Annotated in this window: 21 protein-coding genes; 15 read left to right on the top strand and 6 right to left on the bottom strand. The window is 38.3% G+C overall.

The genetic code is table 11. The features are described from left to right. Positions 1-85: 85 nt before the first annotated feature. The 4 genes from VJ937_RS01745 to VJ937_RS01760 all read left to right on the top strand — a co-directional run bounded on the left by VJ937_RS01745 (position 86) and on the right by VJ937_RS01760 (position 4,035). The gene (locus VJ937_RS01745) at positions 86-1,249 is read left to right on the top strand and encodes an ATP-grasp domain-containing protein (RefSeq protein ID WP_324065198.1); all 1,164 of its coding nucleotides are present in this window, start codon (positions 86-88) and stop codon (positions 1,247-1,249) included. A gap of 105 nt (positions 1,250-1,354) precedes the next feature. Then, positions 1,355-1,972 carry a hypothetical protein gene (locus VJ937_RS01750; RefSeq protein ID WP_324065199.1) on the top strand — a complete coding sequence of 206 codons (618 nt, stop codon included), beginning with the start codon at positions 1,355-1,357 and terminating at the stop codon, positions 1,970-1,972. 174 nt (positions 1,973-2,146) lie between these two features. Further along, positions 2,147-2,716, top strand: a complete 570-nt coding sequence (locus VJ937_RS01755; RefSeq protein ID WP_324065200.1) for a PepSY-associated TM helix domain-containing protein — start codon at positions 2,147-2,149, stop codon at positions 2,714-2,716. A 5-nt stretch (positions 2,717-2,721) separates the two neighbouring features. Beyond that, positions 2,722-4,035, top strand: coding sequence for an MATE family efflux transporter (locus tag VJ937_RS01760; RefSeq protein ID WP_324065201.1), 1,314 nt, complete (start codon positions 2,722-2,724; stop codon positions 4,033-4,035). Positions 4,036-4,096: 61 nt separating this feature from the next. Here VJ937_RS01760 and VJ937_RS01765 read toward each other — a convergent pair whose 3' ends face one another. After that, entirely contained in the window at positions 4,097-5,428 is a 1,332-nt protein-coding gene (locus tag VJ937_RS01765; protein WP_324065202.1) for a UDP-glucose/GDP-mannose dehydrogenase family protein, read from the bottom strand. Positions 5,429-5,805: 377 nt separating this feature from the next. Here VJ937_RS01765 and rpsA point away from each other — a divergent pair, with 377 nt between their 5' ends. The 3 genes from rpsA to VJ937_RS01780 all read left to right on the top strand — a co-directional run bounded on the left by rpsA (position 5,806) and on the right by VJ937_RS01780 (position 9,097). Beyond that, a complete protein-coding gene (gene rpsA, locus VJ937_RS01770; protein ID WP_324065203.1) occupies positions 5,806-7,680 on the top strand; it encodes a 30S ribosomal protein S1 in 1,875 nt (624 codons plus the stop codon). 65 nt (positions 7,681-7,745) lie between these two features. Beyond that, positions 7,746-8,102: an STAS domain-containing protein gene (locus VJ937_RS01775; protein WP_057953910.1), complete on the top strand. Its 357-nt coding sequence runs from the start codon at positions 7,746-7,748 to the stop codon at positions 8,100-8,102. Next, positions 8,102-9,097: a ribonuclease Z gene (locus tag VJ937_RS01780; protein ID WP_324065204.1), complete on the top strand. Its 996-nt coding sequence runs from the start codon at positions 8,102-8,104 to the stop codon at positions 9,095-9,097. The genes VJ937_RS01775 and VJ937_RS01780 overlap by 1 nt, the downstream gene beginning before the upstream one ends. 37 nt (positions 9,098-9,134) lie before the next feature. Here VJ937_RS01780 and VJ937_RS01785 read toward each other — a convergent pair whose 3' ends face one another. Both VJ937_RS01785 and VJ937_RS01790 read right to left on the bottom strand, forming a co-directional pair. Further along, positions 9,135-10,427, bottom strand: coding sequence for a POTRA domain-containing protein (locus VJ937_RS01785; RefSeq protein WP_324065205.1), 1,293 nt, complete (start codon positions 10,425-10,427; stop codon positions 9,135-9,137). Between the two features lie 44 nt (positions 10,428-10,471). Next, the gene (locus VJ937_RS01790; protein ID WP_324065206.1) at positions 10,472-11,137 is read right to left on the bottom strand and encodes a CBS domain-containing protein; all 666 of its coding nucleotides are present in this window, start codon (positions 11,135-11,137) and stop codon (positions 10,472-10,474) included. Positions 11,138-11,203: 66 nt separating this feature from the next. Here VJ937_RS01790 and VJ937_RS01795 point away from each other — a divergent pair, with 66 nt between their 5' ends. After that, a complete protein-coding gene (locus VJ937_RS01795; protein ID WP_324065207.1) occupies positions 11,204-11,926 on the top strand; it encodes a pyridoxine 5'-phosphate synthase in 723 nt (240 codons plus the stop codon). Positions 11,927-11,964: 38 nt separating this feature from the next. Then, positions 11,965-12,759, top strand: a complete 795-nt coding sequence (locus VJ937_RS01800) for an alpha/beta fold hydrolase (protein ID WP_324065208.1) — start codon at positions 11,965-11,967, stop codon at positions 12,757-12,759. Here VJ937_RS01800 and VJ937_RS01805 read toward each other — a convergent pair. Beyond that, positions 12,756-13,481, bottom strand: coding sequence for a 3'-5' exonuclease (locus VJ937_RS01805; protein ID WP_324065209.1), 726 nt, complete (start codon positions 13,479-13,481; stop codon positions 12,756-12,758). The two genes, VJ937_RS01800 and VJ937_RS01805, sit on opposite strands and share 4 nt — an antisense overlap. Before the next feature lie 11 nt (positions 13,482-13,492). Then, entirely contained in the window at positions 13,493-14,098 is a 606-nt protein-coding gene (gene udk / locus VJ937_RS01810; protein WP_324065210.1) for a uridine kinase, read from the bottom strand. Between the two features lie 160 nt (positions 14,099-14,258). On the opposite strand from udk, the gene VJ937_RS01815 reads away from it, so the two are divergent. The 6 genes from VJ937_RS01815 to pth all read left to right on the top strand — a co-directional run bounded on the left by VJ937_RS01815 (position 14,259) and on the right by pth (position 19,032). Beyond that, a complete protein-coding gene (locus tag VJ937_RS01815) occupies positions 14,259-15,260 on the top strand; it encodes a type I phosphomannose isomerase catalytic subunit (RefSeq protein ID WP_324065211.1) in 1,002 nt (333 codons plus the stop codon). After that, entirely contained in the window at positions 15,202-16,074 is an 873-nt protein-coding gene (locus tag VJ937_RS01820) for a hypothetical protein (protein WP_324065212.1), read from the top strand. Before VJ937_RS01815 ends, VJ937_RS01820 begins: the two co-directional genes overlap by 59 nt. A gap of 3 nt (positions 16,075-16,077) precedes the next feature. After that, positions 16,078-16,674 carry a ribosome biogenesis GTP-binding protein YihA/YsxC gene (yihA, locus tag VJ937_RS01825; protein ID WP_324065213.1) on the top strand — a complete coding sequence of 199 codons (597 nt, stop codon included), beginning with the start codon at positions 16,078-16,080 and terminating at the stop codon, positions 16,672-16,674. Between the two features lie 82 nt (positions 16,675-16,756). Next, a complete protein-coding gene (locus VJ937_RS01830) occupies positions 16,757-17,695 on the top strand; it encodes a ribose-phosphate pyrophosphokinase (protein WP_324065214.1) in 939 nt (312 codons plus the stop codon). Between the two features lie 102 nt (positions 17,696-17,797). Next, the gene (locus VJ937_RS01835; RefSeq protein ID WP_324065215.1) at positions 17,798-18,454 is read left to right on the top strand and encodes a 50S ribosomal protein L25; all 657 of its coding nucleotides are present in this window, start codon (positions 17,798-17,800) and stop codon (positions 18,452-18,454) included. Positions 18,455-18,468: 14 nt separating this feature from the next. Then, a complete protein-coding gene (gene pth / locus VJ937_RS01840; protein ID WP_324065216.1) occupies positions 18,469-19,032 on the top strand; it encodes an aminoacyl-tRNA hydrolase in 564 nt (187 codons plus the stop codon). A gap of 2 nt (positions 19,033-19,034) precedes the next feature. Here the strand turns inward: pth and VJ937_RS01845 are convergent, their stop codons facing one another. Next, entirely contained in the window at positions 19,035-21,491 is a 2,457-nt protein-coding gene (locus VJ937_RS01845; protein ID WP_324065217.1) for a CAP domain-containing protein, read from the bottom strand. Positions 21,492-21,608: the final 117 nt, after the last annotated feature.

Here is a 21,608-nt window from a genome sequence, read left to right on the forward strand (position 1 = left end):
TTTTATGTGTATAAAGTAATGAGTAGATGCTGTTATATTAGAAATGAAATCTTTGTTTATCTTTGCGTCCTTAAAAAAATAAAATATGTTACTTCTTGATAAACCATATGTTTCTGATCTACTGATTAATACAATCAGAAAAAATAACTGGCCTGTTGTGGGCACAAACATTGCGCGGGAAATGGCTCCTGAACTGCAGGATCTGTTTATGAGCGATGAAGAGGCTGTTGCTGCTTATGAAAAAAATCCCATGATGTATGTGAACTCAGAAAATACAATATCGTGGATTAATGAAAATTTGGCCCATACAAAGCTACCCGAACAAGTCAATACATTCAAAAATAAAGGCTTGTTTCGTGATATGCTCAGTGAGATTTACCCGGAATTTCGATATAAGAAAATTGAGTATCAGAATTTGAAAAACTATAATCCGGAAGATTTTGGTTTTCCTTTGATCATAAAGCCTGCAGTAGGTTTTTTTTCAATGGGTATATACGTGGTAGAGAATATTGAGGATTGGAATAGTGCACTTGCAAAGCTGGAGCAGGAGCTTAAGCAGGTAAGAGGAATTTATCCTGAAGAGGTTATGAATAGCCAGATGTTCCTGCTCGAACAACTTATACCAGGGGATGAGTATGCCGTAGACGTTTATTTTGACCAAGATAGTAAACCGGTGATTCTGAATATTTATGAACACATTTTTACTGATGCTAAAGATGTAAATGACCGGGCATATTTTACTTCTGTGAAAGTTATAGATAAAACCCATGATGTATTCGAAGAGAAATTGCAGTTTATTGGTAAAAAGACCGGAGTGAAACTTTTTCCGATGCACATCGAATTTCGTATTACCCCAGAGGGTGAGGCCATACCAATTGAGTCTAATCCATTGCGCTTCGCCGGATGGTGTATGACTGACCTGAGCAAATATTCCTGGCGCATTAATCCATATGAATATTTTTTCAATCAGCAAAAACCAGATTGGCTATCGATATTTAAGGGCCGTACAGGCAGACAATATAATGCCATTATTGCCGATATCCCACGAAATGTTGACTTGGAAAAAATCGACTACGTAGATTATAAAAAATTTGAAAATGATTTTTCCAATTTGCTGAATATTCACAAAACTAATTACAGGCAGTATCCTGTATTTGCTTTTGCATTTTCTGAAACAAGGTCAGCCGATAAAGAAGAGGTTGAACATTTTCTATATTCTGACTTAACGGAATATATATTGTTGAAATAGTGGGAGTTTATATCGGATTTTAAACTCCAATTTATTTTTGTGGTTGCCCAAAATGTTTTTTCTTTGTAAACGACAGGGAGCTTAATAACTTAAATAAAACTAAAAATGAGAAAAATTGTAATTTTTGCAGCTATGATGGTTGCGCTGGCAGCTTGCAGTAATCAACAAGATGAGAAAAAAGTCGATGATAGTCAGGAAATGACTAAATCTGAGGTAATGACCATTGATAAGTTTTTTCAAAAAGGCGAAGAACTTGCCGGTAAAACAGTATCGGTCAAAGGTCAGGTCGATCATGTATGTAAACATGGTGGAAAACGCATGTTCCTGGTTGGAAGTAAACCCGAATATCGTTTAAAAATTACCACAGGAGAAGATCTTCCAAGTTTTGATGTTGCCTATGAAGGATCAGAAATGCATGTAACAGGAACAGTTGAAGTAATGAAAATGGATTCAGCTTACCTGGCAAACTGGGAAAAAGAATTACGCGAAGGAGCAGCTGAGGAGCATCAAGGACATGAGCATGGCGATGGAGAAGGAGATGGCACCGGAGAAGGAGAAGACCACGAACACGATCACACATCGCACGGTGAGCAAGCCGATATGGGCGAGCATATTCCGGGAATGGAAAAAGTTGAAGGTTACAGAGCAGAACTTAAAGAAACAGGGAAGGCATATATTCCTATCTTTTCTGTTGTAGCCGACAAGGTCGCTGAAACAAAATAATCCATAAATAAATTTCAGTAATATAATCCCGGTGTGAGGCATCGGGATTTTTTTAATTTTGTGCTTTTATTAAATGCTATAAAATATTTGTCTAATTAGCTGATGCGTTTCATACTAATATAGTTTCATTTTTGCAGGGTTGCATCGGCTAAATAATACCAAAATTGAAAAACCATGAAGTGGAGAAAATTTAACAGAAATATACACCGCGACCTTGGGTATTTTTTTGTAGGACTAACCATAATTTATTCTGTATCGGGAATTGCACTTAATCATTTGCATCACTGGAATCCTGACCTAAAAACAGAAGAATATCGAGGTGTGTTTGAACAAGTATATAACTTTTCAGATAACCGCGATGAAGCATCTCAGAAAGCCGTGAGTGAAATCGGCGTTAAATATCCTGTGAAAAGCACTTCTTTGCAGCGCAATGGCAATATTAAGGTTTTTCTTGATGTTGGTGATAACAATACCGGCTCTGTAATAATTGATCCCGACGATAATGAGTACAAAGTTTCGATTCTAAAAAAACGTGTTTTATTGCGGGAGATGAATCTCATGCATCGCAATAATTTAAAACAAATTTGGACATGGGTAAGCGATATCTATGCGCTTGGTCTGATAATTCTTGCAATTACAGGCATGATTATTCTGAGAGGTAAATTTGGATTTAAGCGCTATGGCGTTTGGCTAGTAGGTGCAGGAATTGTAATTCCCATCGTAATCTTCATCATATACATGTAGTTGTCGTGAATAAAAGAATCCTCAGACTTGCCATTCCAAACATTGTAAGCAATATCACCATCCCGTTGTTGGGTATGGTCGATTTAGCTTTAATGGGGCACCTGGACTCGGTAAATTATATTGGGGCAATTGCATTGGGGGCAATGATATTTAATTTCCTCTATTGGGGATTTGGCTTTTTGCGAATGGGCACATCGGGTTTCACTGCACAGGCTTATGGGAGAAGGAGTATGCCCGATAGTATTCATACTTTAGCGCGGGCTTTGCTCATAGCTTTTATGGGAGCTTTATTGCTGATATTGTTGCAGTACCCAATCGAAAAATTGACGTTTTGGCTTATCTCCAGCGAGCCGGAAGTTGAGCAACTGGCCCGGAGTTATTTTTATATTCGCATTTGGGCAGCCCCTGCAACAATAGGTCTTTATGCATTAAATGGTTGGTATGTTGGAATGCAAAATACGCGATTTCCAATGTTTATGGCCATCCTAATTAACCTTGTTAATATAGGTCTCAATATATTATTTGTATTTGGGTTGAATATGAAGTCAGACGGAGTTGCGCTTGGTACATTACTGGCGCAGTATTCAGGCTTGTTCTTTGGGTTGTTCCTGTTTAGAAAATATTATGGCAAATTATTGAAGCACTTTAAACGCGAAAGTTTAAAAAACATCAGTATTTTAAAGGAGTTCATGGCTGTCAATAAAGATATTTTTATTCGTACCTTATGTATTATTATCGTATTTACCTTCTTTACAAGTTCATCAGCTGCAGTGAATAAACATATACTTGCGGTAAATACAGTTTTGCTGCAGCTTTTCTTTGTTTATTCTTATTTTGTAGATGGATTTGCTTATGCAGCCGAAGCCCTAACCGGAAAATATTTTGGTGCGCAAGATGCAGTGTTGCTCAAAAAATCTGTTAAAAAATTATTCGTATGGGGACTGGGTATTGCAGTGGTTTTTAGTGCTGTTTATGGTTTTGGATGGCGCCCTGTTATATGGCTGCTCACTGATAATGCCAGCGTAATTAACGCAGCAGGAGAGTATTCTATTTGGATTGGATTGATGCCACTTATGGCGTTTGCCTCCTTTTTATGGGATGGAATTTATATTGGAGCTACAGCTTCAGTGCAAATGCGTAATTCGATGCTCATTGCTACACTCGTGGTGTTTTTTCCCGTATTCTACATTTTGAGACCGTATTTTGGAAATCATGCTTTGTGGATTGCATTGCTTGCATTTTTGCTCACCCGTGGTATAGCACAATATTTTATGGCAAATCGCGCTGTGTTTTCAAAAGTTTTATCGAAAAGAGCATAAAAAAACACCCCAAATATTGTCTCCAAATTTGGGGTGTGATTTGTGGTTTTTATGAATCTTTCTATTCCGGTTTTACAGCTTTTCTACCAATACTGTAATATATGAAACCTTGATTTTTCATTTCTGAAAGTTCATAAATATTCCTTCCATCCATGATCAAATGGTTTTTCATTAGTTTCTTCATTACGTTGTAATTGGGTGTTCTGAATTCGGGCCATTCAGTTACAAGCAGCAATGCATCGGCATCAACAAGTGCTTCGTATTGATCGCGGGCGTATTGAATTGAGTCCCCTATTCGGCGCTTACTCTCTTCCATTGCTACAGGGTCATAACCTGTTATTTCTGCTCCTTCTGCTTTGAGCTTTTCAATAATTGACAATGCAGGAGCTTCACGCATATCATCGGTATGTGGTTTAAAGCTTAGTCCCCAAAGCGCAATTTTTTTACCTTTCAAATCATTATTGAAATGGTACATTAATTTATTTACAAGTGTAGTTTTTTGACGCTCATTGACCGATTCAACTGCCTTAAGAATATCAAGGCTGTGGTTGTTTTTATCTGAAGTATTAATTAAGGCTTTTACATCCTTTGGGAAACAAGATCCGCCATATCCGGTACCGGCATAAATAAATTTATTTCCAATACGGCTATCACTTCCAATACCTCTTCTAACACTGTTTACATCTGCGCCAACCAATTCGCAAAGATTGGCCATATCGTTCATAAAGCTTATTTTCGTAGCCAGCATTGAGTTGGCAGCGTATTTGGTGAGCTCGGCAGATGGTATGTCCATAGAGATTACCGGATGACCATTGAGGACAAAAGGTTTATAAAGTCGGCTTAAAATATCTTCAGCTTTGGCACTGTCGGTACCTATTACAATACGGTCTGGTTTTAAGAAATCATCAATTGCATCGCCCTCTTTCAGGAACTCCGGGTTAGAAGCTACATCAAAATCGATATTTACACCTCTTTTGTCAAGTGCTTCTTTCAATGTTTTTCTGACTTTTTCAGCCGTGCCAATGGGTACTGTACTTTTAGTAACCACCACCATGTAGTTTTCCATATGTTCTCCTACTTCACGGGCTACATCAAGTACGTATTGCAAATCTGCAGAACCATCTTCATCAGGAGGTGTACCTACTGCAATAAATACAGCGTCTGTGTCTTTTAAACTCTCTTTGAGTGATGTGGTAAAAAATAGTCTGCTTTTGTCGACATTGTTTTTTACCATTGGTTCAAGACCAGGTTCGTAAATGGGAATTATACCCTGACGAAGATTCTGTACTTTATCTTTGTCAATGTCAACACAAGTTACAGTGACACCAGTTTCTGCGAAACATGTTCCGGTCACCAGGCCTACATAGCCGGTTCCAACTACAGATATTTTCATTTTTTAATAAATATTTGGTTCAAAATAAGGTCGTTGTTTTTTTATATGTAATAAAAAGTGGCGCTAAGATAAGCAGATATTTTTTCTTAGAAAAGCACATGTTAGATTCGATTGTTAATCAATGGCTTAATATTTGCAAAAAAGATATCTGCATGTTTTGATCAAAATCTGTTTTTTGTATCCAAAATTTTTGCCGTTTGAAGCGAACTTGTTGCAAAACATTCTGATTTTTCATTAGATGCTCTGCGACATGTATTTATTGTAAAAAAACTTGATAATCTGTTGAATATCCGAAAAAAAAAGATTTATTTTGTGCGCTCAATAGATTTAATCTATAAATAAAGTCTAACTTACTAAATTTAAAGGAGTTTAATTAAATGAACGAAGAAGAAAAAAATTTAGAAAATCAAGAGGTACAAGAAGAAAGGCAAGCCACCTCTGTTCAGCAAACTGAAGAATTTGACTGGGATAATTACGACAAAGAAGTTGATGATTATTCTTCTGAAGAACGCCAAGAGCTTGAAAAAATGTACGACGATACCATGTCTACCATTGGTGAAAACGAAGTGGTTGATGGTACTGTTGTTGCAATCACTAAGCGGGAAGTAATTATTAATATTGGTTACAAATCTGAAGGTATTGTAAATGCCAATGAATTCCGCTACAACCCTGACCTAAAGGTTGGAGATACTGTTGAAGTTTATGTTGAAACACAAGAAGACAAAGACGGACAGTTAAAACTTTCACACAAAAAAGCCAGAGCTCTCCGCTCATGGGATCGTGTGAACGAAGCACTTGAAAAAGACGAAATTATTAAAGGATACATCAAATGCCGCACAAAAGGTGGTATGATTGTCGATGTATTTGGTATTGAAGCATTCTTGCCAGGTTCACAAATTGACGTGAAACCAATTCGCGACTACGATATGTTTGTAGGAAAAACCATGGAATTCAAAGTGGTTAAAATTAACCAGGAATACAAAAACGTGGTTGTTTCGCACAAAGCACTTATCGAAGCTGAACTTGAGCAACAGAAAAAAGAAATTATTGCCAAGCTTGAAAAAGGCCAGGTTCTTGAAGGAACTGTTAAAAACATTACCTCTTACGGTGTATTTATCGACCTCGGTGGTGTTGATGGACTTATCCACATCACAGACCTTTCATGGGGGCGCATCTCACATCCGGAAGAGATTGTTGAGCTTGACCAGAAACTCAATGTGGTTATTCTTGACTTTGACGATGACAAGAAACGCATTGCACTTGGACTGAAACAACTTACCGAGCATCCATGGGATTCACTTGATCCTAACCTTAAAGTTGGTGATAAAGTAAAAGGTAAAGTAGTTGTAATGGCCGATTATGGTGCTTTTGTAGAAATCGCACCTGGTGTTGAAGGTCTGATTCACGTTTCAGAAATGTCATGGTCACAGCACTTGCGTAGTGCCCAGGAGTTCCTGAAAGTAGGTGACGAGATCGAGGCTGTTATTCTTACCCTTGATCGCGAAGAGCGCAAAATGTCACTCGGTATGAAACAACTCAAACCGGATCCATGGCAAGATATTGAACAAAAATATCCGCTTAACTCAAAACATAAAGCTAAAGTACGCAACTTCACCAGCTTTGGTGTATTTGTAGAAATCGAAGAAGGTGTAGATGGATTGATTCACATTTCTGACCTTTCATGGACCAAGAAAGTGAAACACCCTGCGGAATTCACCTCAATTGGTGCCGATATTGAAGTTGTAGTCCTCGAAATCGACAAAGACAACCGTCGCCTGAGCCTTGGACACAAGCAATTGGAAGAGAACCCATGGGAAGTTTTCGAAACCATCTTTGCTGTTGATTCAGTGCATGAAGGAACCGTTACTGAAATGACTGAAAAAGGTGCTGTAGTTGCACTTCCATATGGTGTAGAAGGTTTTGCCACTCCTAAACACATGGTGAAAGAAGATGGCGGAAAAGTCGGAGTCGACGAAAAAGCGCAATTTAAAGTAATTGAATTTAACAAAGACGCTAAACGTATCATCGTTTCTCACAGCCGTATTTTCGAAGACGAAAAACGTGCCGAAAACCAGGCTACTCGCAAAGCAACTAAGAGTGCTACCAAAAAACTGAAAGATAACCTTGAAAAAACAACCCTTGGCGATATTTCAGATTTAGCTGCACTTAAAGATGAAATGAACAGTGAGTCAGCTGCAAAGGCCAAGTCAAAGAAAGACGACAAGGCTGATGAAGGAAAAAAAGATGAGTAATAGCGTCATATTTTTTTGGATGACTGGAAAGGATATCGTATTTTTATCTAAAATTCTTTACTCCTATGGATTTTAAAATAGAAAAGAAAGATAAGTACACAGAGATTCAGGTAATGGTAGACAAACTGGATACCCACATTGCCCCATCTCTAAAATCAGAATTAGTGCTTATTGCCGGAAACGGTGAAAAAAACATTATACTTGACCTGAGTAATGCTCGTTATTGCGATTCCTCAGGACTTAGTGCAATTCTGGTTGCGAATCGCCTTTGTAAAAATGCCAATGGTGTATTCGTTCTGTCCGGTCTTCAAACAGCTGTTGAACGTTTAATTACTATCTCTCAGCTTGATACCGTGTTGAACATAGCAGATGATATGGTTCAGGCTGAAGAAATGTTAAATAAAGAACTTGATAAGGAGTAATGCGTTTTGAGCTGACAATTCTTGGCTCTGGATCGGCATTACCTACATCAAACAGAAATACTACCGCTCAGGTACTGAATGTACTTGAGCGGTTTTTTTTAATTGATTGTGGTGAAGGTACTCAGCATCAGTTGCGTAAGTATAAACTCTCTTTCAACCACATTAATCATATTCTTATTAGCCATTTGCATGGCGATCACTTCTTTGGCTTGTTTGGCCTTATCTCTACCATGAGCCTCGTTGGGCGCGATAAGCCACTCAATATATTTGGCCCGCCGGAATTGGAGCATTTATTATGGACCGTTTTAAAACCTCAGTTCGAAAAAACGCCCTTCCCAATTAATTTTCATCCACTTCATGCAGAGGCAGAGTGCACCATATATGAGGATAAAGTGGTTAAAATAACTTCATTCCCCTTAAAGCACAGTGTGCCGGTATGGGGTTTTTTATTTGAGGAGAAAGAACGGCTCAGGAAAATAAATTCCGATAAAATATCAGAATACAACATCTCGATTCCCGAGATTAATAACATCAAAGCAGGAGGTGCGATTGTAAGGGAAAATCAAATTGTTTCCAATAAAGAGCTTACTTTTGACCCGCTGCCTCCCAGATCGTATGCTTTTATGACTGACACACTGCTCTCCAGAAGACACATGGAATTAGTGAAAAATACTGACCTGATTTACCATGAAGCAACATTCCTGAAAGAAGACCTGGCATTGGCCAGAAAGACCCTGCATACCACAGCACAGCAAGCTGGTACTTTTGCACATGAAGCACAAATTAAGCATTTGCTTATAGGCCATTTTAGTACCCGCTATAAAAGCGATTTATTGTTTGAGGATGAGTGCCGCAAGGAATTTAAGTATACTACTGCAGCACAGGATGGGGACAAAATCATATGGCCGGATAATAAGCGAACCACTTTTTTAGTCATCAGAGAAGAGGAGACCTTTGAACTTGCCATAAATAAAGAAAATGCAGAAAGCCGCTAATGCTTCACTCTGACCGTAATTTTTTTTGATTATTGCGCTAAAAGATATAGCCCCAGTGGATATTAAAAAATATTTCGTTATTGTTGTTTTGCGCAACTTCAAATCTTCCAATCCAATCATAGTAGGTTAGAAAGTCAATCCCTGCCCCGATACTAACAGGTGTAACTTCAGCAGGAGAACCGTTAATATTTGTGCCATAACCTGCTTCAAAGAAAGTATTCAGAAAGATTGACAGAAAAGGCGCATTGAATTTTTCACTTGGAATCCAGTCAAAATTGAATCTTTTCTGTTTTAGTAGTGTGTATTTAAGTTGCAGTCGATTATTGATCAATAAATCTTTATGATAAATATAGTCTTCGAAACCTCTGATATACCAGGTTTTACCCGGTCCGGAGTAAAGGAAATGAGGGTATTGTTGCGTTAATGAAGCATACCCGTTAAATCCATAAGTGAGTGTGAACTTTGGATGAACAGGGTAGTGTGAACTAAAGGCAAGATCAGTAAAAAAATAGTCCTTTGATCCAAACCCATATTCAGTTGTAACTTTGAGTTTGTTACCCTTAAGGGGATACATTATATAATCACCCTTGAAAAACTTAAAAGTGTAGCCAATAGCCAGGTATTCAAGATTATGTTTTGTAGGTTCCTCAAATAAGGTATCAATGTTTTGGTGATAACGGTATTTTCTGAAACCGCCATAAAAAAAGTGGCTATAAAAGAATTCCGGCCGCCATCTGATACCTGCAATTAATCTACCTTCTCTGAAAATGTAATGCTCTTTTTCAATATCAACGTATTGCTGATCAATAATAGATTGATGAATCTCTTTTTGCCTAAAATACGATAAATCGATATTGCCGCCAATGTCAGGATGATTGAATAGACGTGGAAAAGCATAATTAATACCGTATTGCTCACGTATACCCATACGTATTTTTAGTTTCAGTTTTTCATTGAGCCCCCTGAAGTTTCGTTCTTCCAGTATAATGCCATAGTTCAGATAGTCTATCTCTTTTCTGCGCACCCAACTGGCCAGGTTATAGTCGGCATATTCAAAAATAGGAATAGGCCATAAATACCAGCGCTCCTGTACTTTAATGAGGATGTTTGCGAGATGCTTGTGCCGTATGATATTTATTTTTGCATAGTGAAAAAGGCGGGTATTAAGCAGGTTTTTCTTTGATTGACTGATTTCAGCACTCAAATCAGCAATGGTATCACCTTCTTTGAAGGTCAATTCACGATGTAGAATTTTTGCGTGTGTTTTGTCATTGCCTTCAATAATAATTTCATTGATAATGGTTGGTTCCTGTTTTTGACCAAACAGCATAAAATTTATGTGAAGGATTATGGCTAAGGGCAGCAGAAAACGCATCAGATGTCCAAATACTGCATGAATGAATCGAAACGGTCTTTAATTACATCATCCATCTTGTCGTCTTCTGAATAGGAGGCACTTACTTCGTATTCGTACCTTTCGAATGTGCGTAGAATGGATGTCAGGTCTTCTTTATTTACTTTCAGTGTTACACGCATCCGCATGGAATCGGTTATATTGGTAACATAGCAAGCTAAAATGCGGGCTTCGTTACTTTCTACAATTTGTGCAATTTGACTCAATGAATAGTCATTGGCATGCATTTCAAGTATGATAATACTACCGGGCGAATCTGAAGCAAATAATTCCGAAAGGCTCTCAATAAGCGTTGGCAATGTAATAAGCCCTTTGAATATTTTTTCGTTTTTTACCACGGGTAGGGCAGTCAGACTGAATTTGTGAAATAAATTGATTATTTCCAAAATATGCTGGTGTGGCTCTACCTGGGCATTTATGTAGTTCTTTTTGAGACTTTCGACGGGTACATCAAACGCATTGGCATCGTAAATCATGGTATCTGAAATAAGCCCATGGTAATTCTGATTATACACCACAGGTAGATGTGAAATCTTAAAGACTTCCATCCAACTCAGGGCTGTATTGCAATAGTCTTTGGGCTTGAGTGCCGGGACTACATCAGACATTATTTGTTCAGCAACCATAATGATGAAAAAACGTTACATTTGTACTCCTAAAGTAAACAAATCCTGTGCAAAAAAAAATATTTTATGACCAGACTTAGCGTAAATATAAATAAAATAGCCACCATCAGAAATGCACGTGGTGGTAATATTCCTGATGTGAGACTTGCTGCAATTAACTGTCAGCGATATGGGGCAGAGGGCATCACTGTGCATCCCAGGCCCGATGAGCGACACATACGCTATCAGGATGTTCGTGATATTAAACCCGAAATAGTAACGGAATTCAATATTGAGGGTTATCCATCCGAAGAATTTTTAAAGCTGGTAACGGAGGTTAAGGCCAACCAGGTTACGCTTGTACCCGATCCGCCTGATGCTTTGACAAGTAATGCGGGTTGGGATACTGTAAAGCATAAAGAATTTTTGAAAGATGTAATTGCAGAATTTCAGGCGGCCGGAATCCGTACATCTATTTTTGTGGAGACAGATCCTGAATTAATTCGGCATGCAAAAGAGACGGGTACAAATCGTGTGGAACTTTATACAGAACCATATGCTTCGGAATTTGTTAATGGCCCATTAAGGGCGGTTGAACCTTTTGCGAAAGCAGCAGAGCTTGCAGGGCAAATTGGACTGGAAGTAAATGCGGGGCATGATTTGGACCTGGATAATCTTGAGTATTTTGTCAAACATGTAAAACCCCTGCATGAGGTATCAATTGGGCATGCCCTGATTAGCGATGCGCTGTATTTTGGGCTTGAGAATGTAATTCAGATGTATTTGCGGAAAATTCACGATGCTCGCTAAGCTGGCAGAGTAACTGTTCTGAAAAATATATAATCGATATGAAGTTAAATAGTCAAATAATTGGTAACGGTCATCCGCTTGTAATTTTGCACGGACTTTATGGGTCATCAGACAATTGGTTGTCACATGGGAAAGAACTGTCTGACCATTACGAGGTGCATTTGGTCGACCAGCGCAATCATGGAAATTCGCCACATTCCAAAGAGCATAATTATACTGCTATGGAAGGTGATTTACTTCAGTATCTGGATGACCATCAAATTGAGCGTGCTGTATTGATAGGGCATAGTATGGGTGGCAAAACAGCTATGTTTTTTGCATTGGCACACCCCGAGCGTGTGAGTGCTCTTATTGTTGTGGATATGTCACCAAAAGCATACGACAGCCTTGAGGATGCCAAAACACTTTACCATAAAGAGATTTTTCAAGGGTTGCGTTCACTTGATCTTTCGAGTTTGAAAAATCGTACAGAAGCCGAAGAGCAATTAGCCGAATATATTCCTCAGGGGCGAATTCGAAAGTTTTTGCTGAAAAATTTGCAAAGAAAGACAGAAGACAAATCTTTTTACTGGCAACTGAATCTCGAAGGGCTGTGGGATAGTCTCGATAATATTTTGGAAGGGATAGATCCCGAGATGACAAGTCCCGTGACAGCTTTTCCGGTATTGTTTATCAGGGGTGAGAAAAGTGGATATATTGATGATGATACCATTCCTTTGATACGTGCAATATTTCCATACGCTGAACTGGAAACTATTGAAGACACCGGTCACTGGCTTCATGCTGAAAAACCTGATGATTTTATGCGTGTGGTGAATGAGTTTCTCGATTAATTTGCATACTCAATTTGCTCATCGGTGAAAAGCGGCTCGTTTCTGTATCGCCGGAATAACTGCATGGTAGCAATAACATCTTTTTGGCAATATGTTACTATGCGATCCAGGTCATTTTCTGCCCAGAAAATTCGATGTACATCACTGCCGTCAATGTCATCTTTGGGTGTGGGTATGTCGAATAAATGCGTTAAAACTGCCAGTGAAGTATAGTTTTTGTAATCGCCAAATTTCCACAGTTCCATCGTGTCGAGGTGTTGTATTTCCCATGGCTTTTTGCCTGCAATTTGCAGTATGTCGGGCAGGAATACCCCATTTACCAACATGCGTCGCGCTATATAAGGAAAGTCAAACTCTTTACCGTTGTGGGCACACATAATTTTCGATGGTGTTGAGAAGCTTTTATTCAGCATTGCGGCAAAATCTTCCAGTAACTTTTTTTCATCTTTCGAAGCAAATGACTTTACCCTGATGCGCTCCTCTGTAGTTGCAACACCGCATGAGATGCATACTATTTTGCCAAATTCTGCATATATTCCGGCCCTGGAATAAAGGTTTTCCGGATTATCTTCCTCATTTTTAGCCAACCTGTCCGCCTTTTTGTCCCAAAGCTCTTTTTCTGCCTCATCCAGTTCTTCATAGTCAGGCTTTAAAGGAACAGTTTCAATATCAAGAAACAAAATGTCGCTAATGTTGATCTCGTAAAGGCTTTTATGTTGCATATATCCTAATGTTATTCAAGATTCATTCTGATAATCTGTGTGAGAATATCTATAGCTACTTTATTTTTTCCTCCTTGTGGCACAATCAGGTCAGCATAAGATTTTGATGGTTCAATAAACTGTACGTGCATGGGCTTCACCGACTTATTGTAACGTTCAAGTGTCTTTTTTACAGATCGGCCTCTTTCTTCCATATCACGACTAATTACCCTTATGAGGCGTTCATCTGCATCAGCATGTACGAAAACTTTAATGTCGAAAAGGTTGCGTAGCTCCGGATTTGTTAAAACCAAAATTCCTTCTACAATAATAACCTTCTTAGGTTTTACTTCTGTGTACTCATTGCTGCGCGTGCAGGTTACGTATGAGTATATTGGTTGTTGAATTGGTTGGTTCTCCTGTAACTCTTTGAGGTGTTTTATAAGTAAATCAAATTCTAAAGAATTGGGGTGGTCAAAGTTAATCTCCATACGTTCCTCCATTGGGAGGTGACTGTTGTCTTTGTAGTAAGAGTCTTGCGACAGCACGCTAACCATGTCATTGGGAATTGATTCTATGATTTTGCGTACAACTGTCGTTTTACCGGAGCCTGTTCCGCCTGCAATGCCTATAATCATTTTTGGGTTAAAGTTAAAAAAATCCTTGCTTTATGAAAAGCTCAGGCTGCAGAAGGCTAAAAAAATGATTTAAGTTGACGCTGGTTTTATCTTTTTTCATTTGATGAAGCCTTATTTTTCTGTTTTTTATATCTTCACCAGTTCTAAAGCGATATCGTTTATGAGTGAATTATATCCTATAAAGTTTGCTCCAATTTTTAAGCAGAAAGTTTGGGGTGGTGATCGTCTGAAAAATGTGCTTAATAAAAAAAATGCAACAGACCATACTGGCGAGAGCTGGGAAATTTCGCCACTGTCAGGAAGCGAGTCAGTTGTTGAAAACGGCTTCCTTGCAGAAAATACATTATCCGAAATTATTGAGGTTTACATGGGCGATTTGGTTGGTGAATCGGTTTTTGATCGTTTTGGAACAGGTTTCCCGTTATTACTGAAATTTATTGATGCGCAGGATTTACTTTCAGTACAGGTGCATCCGGATGATGTATTGGCGCAAGAAAAATATGGAATGAATGGAAAAACCGAAGCATGGTATGTTGTTGAGGCCACCAATGATGCTTACTTATATTCCGGCTTTAATCAAAAACTCACAAAACAGAACTTTAAAAAAAATATTGAACTAAAAACGGTTAAAGACACACTCAATAAAGAATATGTAGGTAAAGGAGATGTGTTCTTTATACCTGCTGGCAGAATTCATGCCACAGGGCCGGGTGTGCTTTTCGCGGAAATTCAGCAAGCATCTGATATTACTTATAGAGTGTATGACTGGGATAGAAAAGACCGTGATGGAAATTTGCGGGAATTGCATGTTGATGAAGCACTTGAGGCCATGGATTTTGAGGTGGCAGATAATTACAAAACTGAATATAGTACTAAGGAAAACCGCCCAGCCCCAGTTGTTAAATCGCCCTATTTCGTCGTAAATAAGTTGCAACTTACAGAGAAATATGATGCTGAATATAACCTAATTGACTCTTTTGTGGCATATATGTGTGTTGAGGGTAGGGTCTCAATTGAATACAAACACGGAAAAACAGAAACGCTGGAAAAGGGTGAGACTGTTTTGATACCGGCTGTCTTTGAATCTGTAAAATTAATTCCGGATGAATCTGTTGAGTTATTGGAAGTTTATATTCCTGACGCTAGCACTACTTCTGAATAGTTTGCTTTGCGCCGTGCAGGTGGAGGCTCAAGAAATTGATCAGGAGGCAGTTGACCTCTTAGGCGAGGTAGATAGTGTGCTTGGCAATAGTCCTGGAATGGAATTTAAAGCAGAGCTTATGGCCCGTATGATTGGCCAAGATTATCATCAGATTGCATTGTTCAAAATTCAGAAAGATCCACTGAAAATTTATTATCGACAATATGAACGGAATCCGATAGAGCTACTTTATGATGAAACGGTGGATAAAGAAAAGGCACTTATTAATCCGGCCGGATTTCCCTACACAAATTTACATCTTTCTCCTTATTCTACATTGATCTTAAAAAGGCAACATCATAGTATTTTTGAAGCCGATCCTGCATTTATGTTAGAACAACTTTTTTATATGTTCGAAGCTTGCAAGCCCGATAAATGTACAATATCGCTGACAGATACCATTTTAAACAACAAGGCCCATAAAAAAATCACCTACATCAATACATATTATAAACTTGATGATATTAAAGTAAATGCACCCGCGAAGTTACTCGATTTTGCCAGAGAGCACCATGTGAATTTCTATTCCATAGTACTGAATAATGAGAATTTATCCGTATCATCAAAACTCAATAAAGGTGATTATGTAAAAGTACCTTCTTCATATGCGAAAAAAATTGTCATCGTTTTAAAAGCAGCTTCAAGGCATATTCGATCAATCACGGTTTCCGATAATGAGGGCGTGTTTGAACAGTACAAATATCTTTGGTTCAAAAATAATGTTGTATTTTCGCCCCATGATTTTTCACCTGAAAACCCGGATTATAACTTTTGAATTATGGAAATAAAGCAATCTCAGTTTATAATAAGCAATGAGGATTACCGAAAATGTCCGGAGCATGATAAGCCAGAGTATGCTTTTATTGGCCGGTCAAATGTTGGTAAATCCAGTTTAATTAATATGCTCACGAATCGCAAAAGCCTTGCAAAGATATCTGAGAATCCGGGTAAAACCATGTTAATTAATCACTTCCTGATCAATGATCAATGGTACCTGGTCGATTTACCCGGGTATGGTTTTGCCAAACGCTCAAAAAAACTTAGAGCCAGGTTAAGAAAAATTATTAATAATTACATATTGAATCGTGAGGAGTTAACCTTGCTTTTCATCCTTATAGACATCAGGCACAAACCAATAAAATCTGATTTGGATTTTATTCAATGGGCCGGAGAGCAAGGTATTCCTGTAGCACTTATTTTTACGAAAGCCGATAAAACCAGGAAGCATGAGTTAAACTCAAATATTGAGCTCTATAAGCAGGAATTAAAGAAAAACTGGGAAGAGTTACCAAAGATTTTTATAACCTCAGCTTTGAAAAAACAGGGGCGCGATGAAGTACTTGCTTATATAGAGCAGGTTAATAAAGAGATTTAGAATTAATTTAAATGACCAAATTAAATTAATTGCTAGAATTAAATCTTTACCTTTGCATAAAAATTCCCAAAACCCAAACAAAATGTCAATTGAATCCCCCATCAAGATCTTCTCAGGAGAAAAATCAACCTACCTGGCAGAAGAAATTGCCCGTGCATATGGTACAAGATTAGGAAAGTATACTTTACAAAAATTCAGTGATGGTGAATTCCAGCCTTCCTTTGAAGAGTCTGTGCGAGGAGCCCACGTATTCATGATTCAGTCTACTTTTCAGCCAAATGATAATTTGGTAGAGCTTATGATGATGATTGATGCTGCTAAACGTGCTTCGGCATACAAGATTATTGCTGTTATACCCTATTTTGGTTTTGCAAGGCAGGATCGAAAAGATAAACCGCGTGTAAGTATAGGTTCTAAGGTAGTTGCAGATACCTTACATTCGTTAGGTGTTTCCCGTATTATGACCATGGATTTACATGCTGACCAGATACAGGGATTTTTCAATGTTCCGGTAGATCATCTTTATGCTTCTTCACTTTTCGTACCCTATATCAAATCACTCAAACTGAAAAACCCGGTAATTGGTTCGCCCGATATGGGAGGTACAAAGCGTGCCAATGCCTATGCACGTTTCCTTGAAACACCTATGTTGGTTAGTCACAAATCGAGAGAAAAAGCCAATGTCGTGGGCCAATTGACAGTTATAGGGCCGGTAAAAGATCGTGATGTTGTGATTGTGGATGATATGATTGATACCGCGGGTACGGTTACCAAGGCATCTGAAATTATGATGGAAAAAGGAGCCAATAGTGTTCGGGTTGTGGCAACCCATCCTGTATTGTCTGGTCCGGCAATGGAGCGTATTGAGAAGTCGCCCATAGAAGAGGTCATTGTGAGTAATACAATTCCACTCAAAGAAAAGTCAGATAAGATTACGGTTTTGTCTGTTGCCAACATTTTTGCCGATACGATTAAAAAAGTTTATCATAGAGAATCGATTAGTGGCAATTTTATTGTATAATTTTTTATATATTTGCGCCCTGAAAAAATGACGTTTAAAGTGTGATGGGAAACCGTTACCCTTTGACCGCTGGTTTTGAGTAACACAAAAAACGTTTAAACAATGAAAGTATTTGAATTAAAAGTAACGAAGAGAGAGCAGACAGGTAAAAAAGAAACCGTGAAGCTGCGTAAGCAAGAAATGGTGCCTTGTGTAATGTATGGTACAGACGAGATTATGCATTTTTATGCCCATAAAAATGAGTTTAAAAACCTCGTTTATACTGATAATGTATACAATGTTAGGTTGGACATTGAAGGTACAAAACATGATGCGATTATGCAGGACATACAATTTCATCCTGTTACAGACGAAATTTTACACATCGACTTTTTAGCAATAAAAGCTGATAAACCATTTACCGTAGCTTTACCAGTGAACATAGTAGGTACTTCACCTGGTGTATTAGGTGGCGGTAAATTAAGACAAAAAAGACGCTACCTGAGGGTAAGAGGATTGATTAACGACATGCCTGAAAAAATTGATGTCGACATCTCTAAACTTCAGGTTAATGATGGTATTAAGATTGGTGATATTGAATCGGATAAATTAACATTTGTTGATCCACATCAGAGCCAAATCCTTGGTGTTATTTCAGGTAGAGCTGCTGCAGCTGCAATGGAAATTGCCGAACCTGAAGAAGAAGGTGAAGAAGCTGAAGGAGGTGAAGAAGCTGAAGGTGCTGCTGAAGGAGCTGAAGAAGAGTCAAGCGAAGAATAAAACCACTTTCAACCGTGAAATACCTGATCGTAGGTTTAGGAAACATTGGCGAAACGTACAGAGGTACGCGCCACAATATAGGATTTCAAATATTGGACGCTTTTGCCGAAGCGTCCAATGTTTCTTTTAGCCCTGCTCGCTATGGTGATAGGGCTGATGTTAAGTTTAAAGGACGGCAGTTTATTCTTATTAAACCGTCGACTTATGTAAACTTAAGTGGAAAGGCAGTAAATTACTGGCTTCAAAAAGAAAAACTTTCAACCGACCATTTATTGGTATTAACCGATGATCTTGCACTTAACTTTGGCACCATCAGGATTAGAGCCAAAGGGTCTGACGGTGGCCATAACGGATTAAAAAATATTAATGAATTAATTGGTACTAATAAATATGCGCGCCTGCGTTTTGGAATTGGTGATGAATTTCACAGGGGGAATCAGGTCGATTATGTGTTGGGAAAATGGGACCAGGAAGAGAAAAAACAACTTCCTGAGCGCATTGAAACATGCATAGATGCAGTTAAAGCTTTTGGTACGGTAGGTATTCAGAGGGCAATGAATCAATTCAACAATAAATAAGCTTATTTATTGTTTTTATTTGAGATTTGCGGCTCACCACACTCTTCACAATAAAATTGCTTTATGTAAGGGTTTTCAAATACACGATATGAAAAATGCTCGCCATCGAAAAGCATACAATAGCGATTTGCATTTATTTGATAAGCCTTTCGCATTACCCTGGCAAATTTTCTGCTAAGTAACCGATCCCCGAACCGACTGCACAAAGAAAGATATGTAAAAACCATATCTTCAGGCGCTGCTGGGGACTCTACAAAAGCATCAAGCATTTTTATCGCAAAAGCATAATCTTTATTCTGAATGAAAAGCTCTGCCAGTCTTAATGAGTTTTCAATGCTTTCTTCTGTAATATCAACAATTTCTTTTATTTGCTCCAGCCGGTCTTCAATTATATCGTCGCGATCCTCATTTAACGAATCAGCAGCATTGATAACCTTAAATTGAAAACGCATATTCAGGTTGTCAACCGTCTCTTTTGTGAATGATTTATAATAAAAGCGGTCAATGTCGTTTTGTATATCTTCTATTTGTCTTTCATCTTTTAAAGGCTCATATTTCACCCTGCATAAGGCATGGTTAAAAGCAATGTATTCATTATACCTGTCGAGTTCGTGCAACTCTGCTATACGTTCCTTATGTTGCCTTGCCGAGGTGTTTGTGCCTTTCATTTCTAACCAGAGTTTATTCATGAGCAGGCCGGCAAACTCTGATTTTTCAGGAATTTCCTGATTGTAGACTGCTGACATTGGGTACTGTCCATTCATGAGCTTTTTCATGATGTATTTCTGAATTGAAAGGGCAAGTGGCAAATCTCTTTTTTTGATAGCTTTATTAAATTTGCTAATGACGAATTCCTGCTCTTTGGGCCCTGAAATGTCATAGGTCACCTTCATGTCGATTTGAGCATATCGGTGCTTCTTTAAAATCGGTTCCAGTTTTTTCGAAAGATTGTATTTCCTGATATAGTTCTGGGCTTCCTGCATACTCATGGATGCAAGCACATTGTGTTGTGTCGATTGTATGTCTCTTCTGAACTGATCCCAGGCCGGTTCAGTTTTTATCTCCGAAATTATGCTGTCTTTTTGCCGTTTCCTTAAGGCATTTACAATGCTTTGCGCTCTTTTCTTTTGAAGCATGGTATTTTCGGTTTCTATACCCTCAATGGATGAGAAAGCCGAAATATTAAGTTCATAAATAAGGAAGTCGGGTTCGTTCAGGAGCTTTAAGAAAGGTTCTATGTCTTCGGTTCGATAAGTATATTTTTTCTTTTCAAATGGTATTCTAAAGCTGAGTTGCGTACTATCTGCTACTGGATGGTAGTCAAACTTTGAGTTTATGGTTACTGTATCGGCCAAAATTTTAAGTGGCTGTTTGTATTCACCTTCGCAATCAGAAAGAAAAGAAGCAGGTATGCTTTTACATACATGGTTGCCCTGAATCAACAATAAATTTAATTCATAATCTTCATTGGCTAATTCGTCGGGTAGCTTGCCAATTGGAACTTTAACTTCTCTTACATATTTACCTTCGATCTCATTTTTTCGCCAGAACTCATTACTGTAAACCGGGTTCAGCCTCATGCCGCGATTAACCAGGCTATAGTCTACCTTGTTTGGTGCACCACAGAGGTACTGGTCTTTAGAAATAATGTCAATTGCCAGGCCATCTTTTCTTTCTCTAAGGAAACGTTTAAGTGGTCTTGCGTTGTCAAAGTCCAGATATATCTCGTTTTCATCATTTATGCTCAAAGCCGATTGCAGTAAACTCAAATTTTCAAGGCGGTCTATGCGTCTGCAGGCCCGGTCATCATAATGTTCCAGTCTTTTCCACCAAAAGAATGCTGGTTGGGTGACCTCAATTGTAAGGTTCTTGGTTTGTTTAGCTCCGTTATTATCTGTCAGAAAATTACCAAGTATCATGGAAATGTAAACACGCCTTCTCTTTTTTCCCAGCGATATTCCAATACCCATCAGAGTGTATTTGTCAGAATAGAGGTATTCAGAATCACGGCTCGAGTTAAACCATTCAAAAGCAATGTTGTCAGCTAATTTTTTATATGTGTAATAAATTCCGCGCTTTTTTATGGATTCTCTTTCTATTAGTTCAAGCCCTCTGCCTGATCCTCCAAAATGCTGCAGCCTCTCTGATGTAGTGGCTAAGTCTTTATTTTTATTTTCCAGTGTGCGGTCTTCAATTTCAACCATGTAGTCAGCCTGGAGTTTGGCTGCGTTGGTTAGTATCTCAGATTGTTCATACGGGTCAAAACCACGTTTTGTGCGCACTTCATTAATGCGCATGAATACGAGTTTTTCAATAAAGGCTTCTTGAAAAAAACCAGGGTCAACTTCCTGTGTAGCGTTTAATACTTTGTTGCCGACCATATAATTTTCACCGGTCTGGCTGTAAGTAAGAAAATTTCCTAAAAAAAGAATACTTAATAAAGCAACAATCGTCCGCATATACTATAAATCAAAGTGCTACAAAACTAACAATTAATTTAAAACAAAACCAATCAATTCAACCCGTTTTACAGAAAATGAGAACGAATAGGACTAAAATTTTGTATATGTATTATT

Origin of the sequence: Salinivirga sp., from assembly GCF_035268865.1 — a bacterium.
Taxonomy (GTDB): domain Bacteria; phylum Bacteroidota; class Bacteroidia; order Bacteroidales; family Salinivirgaceae; genus Salinivirga.